The sequence below is a fragment of the Sorangium sp. So ce1036 genome (assembly GCF_051369805.1).
In the GTDB taxonomy this organism is placed as follows: Bacteria; Myxococcota_A; Polyangia; order Polyangiales; family Polyangiaceae; genus Sorangium; species Sorangium cellulosum_F.
In genome coordinates this window covers 7,823,867-7,834,327 of record NZ_JBBMOX010000001.1, presented here as the reverse complement: position 1 = coordinate 7,834,327, position 10,461 = coordinate 7,823,867, and the positions used below count along the sequence as shown (strand labels likewise).

The 10,461-nt window shown below is 74.6% G+C and carries 5 protein-coding genes; 4 read left to right on the top strand and 1 reads right to left on the bottom strand.

Going from position 1 to position 10,461, the window contains the following annotated elements; genetic code table 11:
- The first annotated feature begins 31 nt into the window (after window positions 1-31).
- Both cheB and WMF31_RS29440 read left to right on the top strand, forming a co-directional pair.
- On the top strand, window positions 32-1,102 hold the full coding sequence (gene cheB, locus WMF31_RS29445; protein WP_129346366.1) for a chemotaxis-specific protein-glutamate methyltransferase CheB: 1,071 nt from the start codon (window positions 32-34) through the stop codon (window positions 1,100-1,102).
- A gap of 207 nt (window positions 1,103-1,309) precedes the next feature.
- Entirely contained in the window at window positions 1,310-4,177 is a 2,868-nt protein-coding gene (locus WMF31_RS29440) for a transglycosylase SLT domain-containing protein (protein WP_436605132.1), read from the top strand.
- 181 nt (window positions 4,178-4,358) lie between these two features.
- Here the strand turns inward: WMF31_RS29440 and WMF31_RS29435 are convergent, their stop codons facing one another.
- Entirely contained in the window at window positions 4,359-4,703 is a 345-nt protein-coding gene (locus WMF31_RS29435) for a cupin domain-containing protein (RefSeq protein ID WP_436605131.1), read from the bottom strand.
- A gap of 382 nt (window positions 4,704-5,085) precedes the next feature.
- On the opposite strand from WMF31_RS29435, the gene WMF31_RS29430 reads away from it, so the two are divergent.
- Window positions 5,086-7,692 carry a protein kinase domain-containing protein gene (locus tag WMF31_RS29430; RefSeq protein ID WP_436605130.1) on the top strand — a complete coding sequence of 869 codons (2,607 nt, stop codon included), beginning with the start codon at window positions 5,086-5,088 and terminating at the stop codon, window positions 7,690-7,692.
- A gap of 502 nt (window positions 7,693-8,194) precedes the next feature.
- Entirely contained in the window at window positions 8,195-10,399 is a 2,205-nt protein-coding gene (locus tag WMF31_RS29425) for a protein kinase domain-containing protein (RefSeq protein WP_436605129.1), read from the top strand.
- Window positions 10,400-10,461: the final 62 nt, after the last annotated feature.

The window sequence follows — 10,461 nt, the reverse complement described above, 5'->3', positions numbered from 1 at the left end:
GAATGAGCGCCCGGCGGAAGGTTGTGCGCTCATGACATTCGCTCCCCTGCGCGTGCTCGTCGTCGACGACTCCGCGTACAACCGGCGCAACATCGCCGAGATCTTGAGCGGAAGCGACGAGATCGAGGTCGTGGGCAAGGCCGGGGACGGCGACGACGCGCTCCGCCAGGCCGCCCAGCTCAGGCCGGATGCGATCACGCTCGACCTCGAGATGCCGCGGATGGACGGCTTCACCTTCCTCCGGATCCTGATGGCCCGGCAGCCCACGCCGGTCATCATCGTCTCGAGCTACAGCCACAAGGAGAACGTCTTCAAGGCGCTCGAGCTCGGCGCCGTCGACTTCGTGGCGAAGCCGGATCGGCAGTTCACGGCTGACGCGCAGATCCGCCGGGAGATCATCCAGAAGGTCCTCCTGGTGCGGTATCTTCGCCCCCGGTCGCCGATGCCCTCCGTCCGCGTGCCGTCGCCGGCGCCGCCGCGCCCGGCGCAGGAGCCGTCGCGGCTCGGCGTCTCGCTGCGCCACCTCGTGGCGGTGGGCTCCTCGACCGGCGGCCCCACGGCCTTGCTGGAGATCTTCAACCGGATCCCGGACCGCTTTCCCGGCGCGATCCTCATCGCGCAGCACATGCCGGACAAGTTCACGCGCACCTTCGCGGAGCGGCTCGATCGCAAGGGGGGGCTCCGGGTGGTGGAGGCGCAGAACGGCGACCAGGTGGTGGCCCGCAAGGCTTACGTGTGCCCTGGTCGGATGTGCATGGAGATCGCGGTGACGCCGGGCAGCGGGGTGGGCCTGAGCGGAGACATCCGGATCCGCATCGGCGCGCCGGGGCCTGGCGATCGGTACGTGCCGAGCGCGGACCGGCTGTTGCGCAGCGTGGCGCAGGTGGGGGGCAGCCGCGCGGTGGGCATCATCCTGACGGGGATGGGGGACGACGGGGTGAACGGCGCGCGGGCGATCCGCGCGGCCGGGGGCACGGTGGTGGCGGAGAGCGAGGACTCGGCGGTGGTCTACGGCATGCCCGGGGCCGCGGTGCGCGCGGGGGTCGTGAACGAGAGCCTTCCGTTCACGGCGATCGGCGACTTCATTGCCCTGCTCGCCTAGAGCGTGCGCAGGCCGGGCCTGCACACGGCACAGACTCCAGCGGGGGCGGCGGCGGTACACTGTCGCCGCGGCTCCGACGTTGGCGTCGGAATCTTGCGGTAATTTCGTTGGACTACCAAAGTTGACCCCTTGGGCGCGCCATGAGACAGGTCGGTCCCTGACATGCGGATCCAACGTGCCGCACGCAGGCTTGTGTGCCTCGGCTGGATGGCCGCCCTCTCGGGCGTCGCCTTTTCCGGCCTGGCTGCGCCTTCGCCGGAGCCCAGGGCGCGGGCTGCGGCGGAGACCACGGGGCCCGCGAACCGGGGTGGGGCGGCCGAGGGGGGCGCGGCGAAGCCCGCGCCGGCGAGGACCTCGCCGCGCGCCGCGTCCAGCCGGAAGGGCAGCGCCCGGAGCGTGGCCAAGTCGCCGGCGAAGGGGACGGCGCGGTCGAAGGCGCCGAAGAAGAACGCGGTCAAGCGCACGCGCAAGCCGGGTGCGCCCGGCGTGCCGGACGAGGCGGCGCGGCGGATCGTCGCGGGCACCGCGGCGCCTGCGGGGTCGAGCGTGGGTGATTCGCCCGAGCTCCGCGCGATGCGCGAGATCGACCGGGCCCTCTTCCCCGGCGCCGCCCCGAGCGCCGGCCCCGCGTGGCCTGCGGACGGCGCGCTCCTGCTCGGGGCGGGCGAGCCGCGGCTGGAGACCTCGGGCCTGCCGCCAGCGGGCCTGACCGCCGCGCCGGTGGAGGTCGACGAGACCCGCGACATCTCGTGGCTCCGCCAGCTCGAGCTCCCCGACATCCCGGTGCGCTTCGACGGCCGGGTCGTGCGTTACCTCGAGTATTACAAGAACGACCCGCGCGGCCGCTCCGCGGTGGTCATCTGGATGAGGAGGAGCGGCCGGTACGGCGACGCCATCCGCCGCGTCCTGCGCGAGCAGGGGCTCCCGGAGGATCTGCTCTGGCTCGCGCTCGTCGAGAGCGGCTTCGACCCGACCATCCACTCGCCGGCCGGCGCCGCGGGGCTCTGGCAGTTCATGCCGGAGGGCGCGCGCATCTACGGCCTCACCGTCGACCGCTGGGTCGACGAGCGCCTGGATCCCGAGCGCTCGACCCTCGCGGCGGCGCGGTACCTCTCGGATCTGCGGCGCCGCTTCGGCAGCTGGGAGCTCGCGTTCGCCGCGTACAACATGGGGTACGGCGGGTTGCTCGCGTCGATCCGGAAGTACAACACGAACGACTTCTGGGAGCTGTCGCGGATCGAGGCGGGGATGCCGCTGGAGACGGCGCTCTACGTGCCGAAGATCATCGCGATGGCGCTCGTGGCGCGGAACCGGAAGGTGTTCGGCTGCGACGACGTGGAGCTCGATCCGCCGGTGGCGTTCGACAAGATCTCGCTCGGCGCCGGGGTCTCGCTGCAGTCGGTGGCGGCGGCGGCGGGGACGGGCTCGTCGGAGATCGAGGCGTTGAACCCGCAGCTCGTGGCGAAGCGCACCCCGCCGTTGCCGGTGGGCGCGAAGGAGCAGGTGCGCTGGGAGGTCCGGGTGCCGGCGGGCGCGGGGGCGCGCGTGGCGAAGTCGATGCCGAAGGTCCTGGAGCGCGAGCCGAAGCTCGAGCGGTACCTGGTCCGCTGGGGCGAGTCGCTGGACGACATCGCGGCGTCGCGGGGGACGACGCGGTGGACGCTGCAGTCGCTGAACGGCCTGCGCTCCGGCGAGCCGGTGCGCCCGGGCGCGCTGCTGTTCGTGCCGGCGGCGGAGGGCATCGGCGCGGCGGCGGCGGAGCACCTGCTCGCGAACGGCGCGCCGCGGGGCGCGGAGGCGCGGCCTGTGGTCGTGGTCCCGGCGCAGCGTTTCTCGTACGAGGGGCGCCGGCGTGTCTTCTACCGCGTGGTGGCGGGCGACACCCTGCGGGAGCTCGCGGCGGTGCTCTCGGTGCGGCCCGACGAGGTCTGCCGCTGGAACACGCTCGCCCCCGGGGCGGCGCTGCACGAGGGGATGACGCTGCAGCTGTTCGTCCCGAGGTCGCGGCGCTACGACGGGGTCTCGCTGCTCGACGAGGCGGAGGCGCGCGTCCTGGAGGTCGGCACGGAGGAGTTCTTCGCGCACTTCGAGGGGCTGAAGGGGCGGAAGCGCATCGAGATCGCGGCGCGGGAGGGCGACACGTTCAGCAAGATCGCGAGCCGGTACGGCCTCAGCGTCGGCAGCCTGGAGCGGATCAACCAGCGCTCGCGGCGGAGCGAGCTGAGCCCGGGGGATCGACTGGTGGTGTACGTGCCGGCCACGCGGCCGGACGAGGCCGAGCCGGTGGAGTCGCGCGAGGACGAGGTCCGCGTGGCGTCGGCCGAGGTGGCGGGCGCGGTGGACGAGGGGGAGAAGGCGGCAGCGCAGGCCGTGAAGCCGGCGGTGCTGCGGACGCCGGTGGCCTCCGAGGGCGCGGGCGGAGAGGACGGCCGCAAGGCGGCCGGCGACAAGGACGGGCGCGGCAAGCCGGGCGGCGCGGCGGGCGCCACGTCCGGCGGCGAGACGAAGCTCGCGCGGGCCGAGGCGGCGAAGGCCGAGGCGGGCGGGGGCGAGACGAAGCCGGCGCGGGCCGACGGGGCGAAGGTCGAGGCGGCAAAGGCCGACGCGGCAAAGGCCGAGGGGGCGAAGGCCGCCAAGGCGGGCGGGGGCGAGACGAAGCCGGCGCGGGCCGACGGGGCGAAGGTCGAGGCGGCGAAGGCCGAGGCGGGCGCGGGCAAGACGACGCCAGCGCGGGCCGACGCGGCAAAGGCCGACGGGGCGAAAGCCGACGGGGCCAAGGCCGGGGCGGGCGGGGGCGAGAAGAAGCCGGCGCAGGCCGACGGGGCGAAGGCTGGTGCGGGCGGCGAGAAGCGAGGCGACGCCGGGGCCGGCGCGGCGGGCTCGGGCAGGCCGGCAGGATCTGCGCCGCAGGGAGACAAGACGGCAGCCGCAGCGAGCGAGAAGAAGCCGGGGCGGGGCGGCGAGGACGAGAAGAAGCCGGGGCGGGGCGGCGAGGACGAGAAGAAGCCGGCAGGGCACGCCAGGCGGGCGGAGGACAGGGAGAAGCCTGCCGCCGGGGCCGGCACCGCGCTCTGAAGCCAGCGGCCGTCAGACGCGGAGGGCGGCTGAGCGGACCGGAGGCGGCGCCCAGAAAGGTGGGAAGATCCCCGAGGCTCTCCCATCCTCCCGCCTCGATGCCGAGACTCGACCTCCCCGGCCGATCTCGTGCAGGAGGATGCAGGGAATCCGGCGCCGGATCAGGCCTTGCGGGCGCTCTTCAGCGGCCCTCGTCTCGCCCGTGGACGCTGGCGGGCGGGCTGGTTGCTTCCACGGCGGTGAAGGGCTCAATGATTCTGTAAGAATGCGATGCTCCCTTCGGCACCGTCCAGGAGTCGCCCGGATCGAGCCGCACCATTTGCCCTTCGATGTGCAGCTCGGCTCGCCCCTCGATCACGTACCCCACGGTCTCGTAATCGCGCTGGGTCGGTGGTTTGGTCTCGCCCGGCGGCTCGCGCTCCCAGAGGCGCATCGAAACATGGATTCCGGAGGCCAGGTATTTCTGCCCCATCTGGCCTTTGGGAGAGCGGCCGGAGGAGACCTTCATGACGGTGGTGTCGCTCATGTGACCCTCGCTTTCCTCGTGGGCTCAGCCGTCCGATCCTCGGCCCGGCTCGTGGCGAGACGCGTGGGCGGCGAACGTGGCGACGGCCGCGGGGGGAGCGCATCGGGCCTGTCCGTCTTTCCTTGTCCGTGTTTCGTTGCAGACGTCGCCGAGAGCGTACCGCGCCGGGGAGAACTGCTGTAGGATTGCGGGCCTTGGAGGCGCTTCCCGTGGACCTTTGGATCGGATGCTGCGCTGCGCGGGAGCGGGCGCGTGGGGGGGTGCACGGCGCGAGCGGGGGACACGGGCGGGGGCGGGCGGCTGCATCGCGCGCGGCGGACGGCGGGGCGCGCGGCTTCTGGGCACGGACGGCGGGGCGCGCGGCGCTGCGGGAACGCCGCTGATGGCCCAGCCGAAGAGCTCGACGCTGCTCGCGTCCGGCGTGCTGATCGACAGAAAGTACAGGCTCGTGCGCCAGATCGGCGAGGGGGCCATGGGCGTGGTCTGGTCGGCGGTCAACGTGGCGACGGCGCGCGAGGTGGCGCTGAAGCTGATCCACCGCCCCGAGGCCGAGTTCCGGCTCCGGCTGCAGCGCGAGGCGCGCAACTGCGGGGCGCTGCGGCACCGGAACGTCATCGACCTCTACGACATGGGGGAGACGGAGGCCGGGGAGCCGTTCCTGGTGATGCAGCTGCTGACGGGGGAGACCGTGGCGGAGCTGCTCGCGCGGCGGCGCAGGCTCGAGCCGAGGGTGGCGGCGTCGATCGGGCGCGACGTGGCCCGGGGCCTCGCGGCGGCGCACGCGATGCACATCATCCACCGCGACCTGAAGCCGGCGAACATCTTCCTGCACCGCGAGCCGGACCTGGACGAGCCGGTGGTGAAGGTGCTGGATTTCGGGGTCGCGAAGAACCTCGCGGTGAACGACGGCCTGCACACGGTGCTGGGCGGCGCGGTCGGGTCGCCGCTGTACATGAGCCCGGAGCAGGTGAGGGCGGATCCGAACGTGGATCACCGGGCCGACATCTGGGCGCTCGGCGTGGTGCTGTTCGAGATGCTCACGGGCATGCGGCCGTTCCAGGGCGACGCGCAGGCGGTGTTCATGGGGATCTTGACGGGCGAGATCCCGACCGTGGCCAAGTACCTGAGGCGGGCGGATCAGGGGCTGGTCGAGCTGATCGCGCGCTGCATGCGGCGGGATCGCGCGGAGCGGATCGGCTCGGCGGCGGAGGTCGCGGCGCAGCTCGACCGGTACGCGGCGCGGAGCGCGAGCGGGGCGTCGGCGGCGCGGCAGACGTCGTCGGAGCTGGGGGCGGGGCCGAGCGAGGGCGTGGAGGCGGGGGCCTCGGTGGCGCCGCCGGCGCAACCTGGGTCGCCGGCGCAACCTGGGTCGGCGCCGCCGCCGGCGCAACCTGGGTCGGGGTCGGCGCAACCTGGGTCGGCAGGGCCGCAACCTGGTTCGGGGAGCGTGCAACCTGGGTCGGGGTCGGCGCAACCTGGGTCGGCGGGAGCGCAACCTGGGTCGGGGGCGCTGGCGGCGGGAGCGCAACCTGGGTCGGGGGCGCTGGCGGGGCCGCCGGGACCGCAACCTGGGTGGGGACCGCAACCTGGGTGGTGGGGACCGCAACCTGGGTCGGGGTCGATGGCGCAACCTGGGTCGGGGCCGCCGCCGGGGTCGATGGCGCAACCTGGGTCGGGGCCGCCGCCGGGGTCGATGGCGCAACCTGGGTCGGGGAGCGTGGCCGCCATGGCGCGGTCTTCCAGCTCGGACTCAGGATCGGCGAGCGTCGGCGCCCTGCCCCTGTCGCTGCTCGGCAGGGGGCCAAGGGCAGTGGGGCCGGCGCAGGCGGGGCGAGCGTCGTCGCCCAGCGTGAGCGAGGTCGCGGGCGTGGCCTCGCCGCGCGCGGGAAGCTCCGGGCAGCACAACGCGGTGACGGCGGCGGAGGCCTCCCCGTGGGATGAGGGCGCACCCACCGTGCACCTCCCGCGGGACAGCGCGGACGCGGCGTGGTCCGCGCCACCGCGCGCGGGCGCAGGGCAGCACCCGGCGGCGGGACCTCCCGCGGTCGCGCTGTCGACCCCGTTGCCATCGATGGTCAGGGCCTCCGTCCCTGGCGTGATCCAGGCGACCACGGCGCCACCCGGACCCGCGTCGTCTCCCGGACTGGCGCAGCCGTTGCCAGGGACAGCGCTCGAGCGCGCGCTCCCGGGAGGTACGGTGCGCATGCCGCCGTCGCCGATCGCGGAGAGGTGGACCGGTACGGGCGGAGGTCCGGCGGTCGCTCCGCCCGCTGGGTCCGCCGGCGTGCCGTCCGGCTGGGGGGGGCTCCCGTCGCCCGTGAAGCTCGGCGCGGAGGCGGGCGCGAGCGTCGCGGACTCGAGGGCGACCGCCCCCGTGGCGCCGGGCGTCCTGCAGCATCCGGGGAGCTCCTCCACGACGCCGCTCGTCGCGAGCAGCGCATCGGCCAGCCAGACCGGGGCGCACGGGGCCCAGGACACGTCGAGGCCAGCATCGCCGGGCGATGGCCAGAAGCGAAAGACGACGGCCGCGATCCTGGCGCTCTCGGCGGCCGCGCTGTCCCTGATCGGCGCCGGGATGCTCCTCGCGATGCAGTCGCAGGGAGCTGCACCGGCTGTCTCGGATCCGTCCCGGAGCGTGACACCGCCCGGTAGCAGCGCGGGGGCAGACGCCGGCGTGGCGCCGGAGGCCGAACCGGCGCCACAGCCGCCCGCGGAGCTTCCCGCACCACCGTCGGCGGCGTCGCCGGAATCCACGGCGCCGGCGCCGCCCGTGCCGCCGCCGCTGCCGAGCGCCGCGCCGGTCGACTCCCGCGACGAGGCCGCGCCGGCCAGCCCGCCGGGGACAGCGCCCAGCGCCAGCCCGTCTGGGCCGCCGGCCCCGGTCGCGCCGGCGCCTGCGCAGCTCAAGAAAGCCCCGCCGGCGGCGAACCCGTGCGCCCACCTCACGTCGTTCCTCAGGAAGAACTGCGAGGCGAAGCTCAAGAAATAGCCCCGGGGCGACTCCGCCGCGCAGGACGCGCGCGGTGATGGCTGCCCCACCACACCCGCCCCCGCGCCGGCGGGACAGTGCGGCATCACGGCCCCGGCACCCCGCACGCGGCTCGGCTTGACGGTGCGCTTACTCACCTGCAAAACTCGTCCCGAGCGCCCTCGCTCCGCCCGTGCGCCGGTCCTTTTGCGAGCTTCCCGATGTTGTCCTCCTCGCCTCATGCCGCGCCGCCGAAGGGAGCGCCTGGTTGCGGCAAGCGCCGTCGACGTTGCCGGATCGTCGAGGAGGGGATGGGCGCGGTCATGCGACGCTGGTCGCGGCGGCGCTTCTCCTTGGGTTCGGCGTGGCGGTCGGGTATCTCGTGATGCATCTCGTGATGCGCGCCGCCGCGGAGAGCCCGGAGGGCCGCGGAGGACACGTTGCGTTTTCATGAAGCTGCCTCGTTGATGGTAGGTAAAGAGACCTCGCGCGCCGCGGTGCTGCGCCTGGAACAAGCCCGCTGATGCCGATGCCGAAGTCCTTCACGCAGATCGCAGCCGGCCTGGTGATCGCCGAGAAATACAAGCTCGTGCGGCAGCTGGGAGAGGGCTCCATGGGCGTGGTGTGGTTGGCGATCAACCTCGCGACCGCGCGCGAGGTGGCGCTCAAGCTGATTCACCGCCCCGATCCCGAGCTCCGGCGCAGGCTGCAGCGCGAGGGGCGGAACAGCGGGGCGCTGCGGCACCGGAACGTCATCGATCTCTACGACATGGGCGAGACCGAGCACGGCGAGCCGTTCCTCGTGATGCAGCTGCTCGTGGGGGAGACGCTCGCCGACCTGCTCCAGCGCAGGCGGCGGCTCGACGCGGAGGTGGCGGCGTCGATCGGGCGCGACGTGGCGCGGGGCATCTCGGCCGTGCACGCGCTCCACATCGTGCACCGCGATCTGAAGCCGGCGAACATCTTCCTGCACCGCGAGCCGGACGTGGAGGAGCCGGTGGTGAAGGTGCTGGATTTCGGCGTCGCCAAGAACCTCGCGGTGAACGACGGCGTCCGCACCGCGACCGGCGGCGCGGTCGGGTCGCCGCTGTACATGAGCCCGGAGCAGGTGAGGGCGGATCCGAACGTGGATCACCGGGCCGACATCTGGGCGCTCGGCGTGGTGCTGTTCGAGATGCTCACGGGCATGCGGCCGTTCCAGGGCGACGCGCGGGCGGTCTTCATGGGGATCTTGACGGGCGAGATCCCGAAGGTCTCCCGGTACCTGCGGCGGGTGGATCCGGGGCTGGTGGAGCTCGTGGCGCGCTGCATGGCGCGCCACCCCGACGAGCGGATCGGGTCGGCGGCGGAGGTCGCGGAGCTCCTCGACGCGTACACGGTTGCCGGGCGGGCAGCGGGCATGGCCGTGGGGGTCGGGCTCGGTGCCGGGCAGCGGGCGGTGTCCGAGCTGCCGGCGCGGCCGAGCGGCGTGGCGCCGGCGGGGTCGCTGTCTGGGCAGTCGTCGGGCGTGGCGCCGGCGGGGTCGGTGTCGGGGCAGTCGTCGGGCGTGGCGCCGGCGGGGTCGCTGCCGGGGCCGTTGCCGAGCCCGGCGCCGGCGGGGGTGCTGCCGGGGCAGTCGTCGGGCGTGGCGCCGGCGGGGTCGCTGCCGGGGCCGTTGCCGAGCCCGGTGCCGGCGGGGTCGCTGTCGGGGCCGTTGCCGAGCCCGGTGCCGGCGGGGTCGCTGTCGGGGCCGTTGCCGAGCCCGGTGCCGGCGGGGTCGCTGTCGGGGCAGCCGCCCGGCCCTGTGCCGGCGGGGTCGCTGTCGGGGCAGCCGCCCGGCCCTGTGCCGGCGGGGTCGCTGCCCGGGCGTCCGGTCAACGCCGCGCCGGAGCCGGTATGGAACGCCGAGCTGACCCAGAAGCTCGAACCGGAGGCCATGATGGGTGCAGACGCCGGGACCAGCGTCTCGCCTGCGCGGGGCCAGGACGAGCCGGGGAGGTCGCGGCGTCCGACGACCGCATCGCCCGCATCGGGGCTGGAGGCGGGTCGGGGGCAGGGGGCGCAGCCGTCGCCGTGGGCGGCGCGCGCGACGCCGCCGCCGGAGCCGCCTGAGCCCAGGCGGCGGCACCGGACGAATCGCTTCCCTGGTGCAGCCGTGGCGCTGGTGGCCGCCTTCGTGGTTGGCCTGGTGGGGGCGGTGCTCGTCTCGTTGCTGCGCACGCCCGGGGGCGCCGAGGTGTCCACGGAGCCTGAAGCGTTGCCGGGTCCCGGGAGCGCGGGCGAGGTGCCCGTCGCCACGACGGCGGAGACGTCGCCTGCGCCGGCGGCCCCTGCCGCGGATCCGGCGCCTCTCGCTTCGACCGCTGAATCGCCCGGGTCTGCTCCCGGGTCTGAGGGGAATGTGGACGCGGGCGCGGCGGGCAGCTCGGCGGACACGGCGCCGGAGGCCCCGGCGTCTCCGTCGGAGAACCAGCCGGCGTCGGCCACGACAGCGGCGTCGGCAGCGACGGCGGCGCCGGTCGCGGCCGCGAGCGTGCCGGCGGCGGTCGCTCCGCCGCTGCGGCCCGCCGTGGCCGCGCCGCCTGGGGGCACGCCGCCTGCGAAGACGGCTGCGCCGTCGCCGCCGCCGCGTCCGCAGCAACCCTCGAAGCCGCGAACGAGGGTGGATCCGTGCGCGGGGAAGACGGGGTTCATGCGGACGAACTGCCTGCGGGAGCACGAGCGGAAGCGGGATCCTTACGCGCCCTGAGCGGCGCTGGTGGGCTCGCGGCATCGTTACGCGTCCTGAACGGCGTATGGGCTCGCGGCATT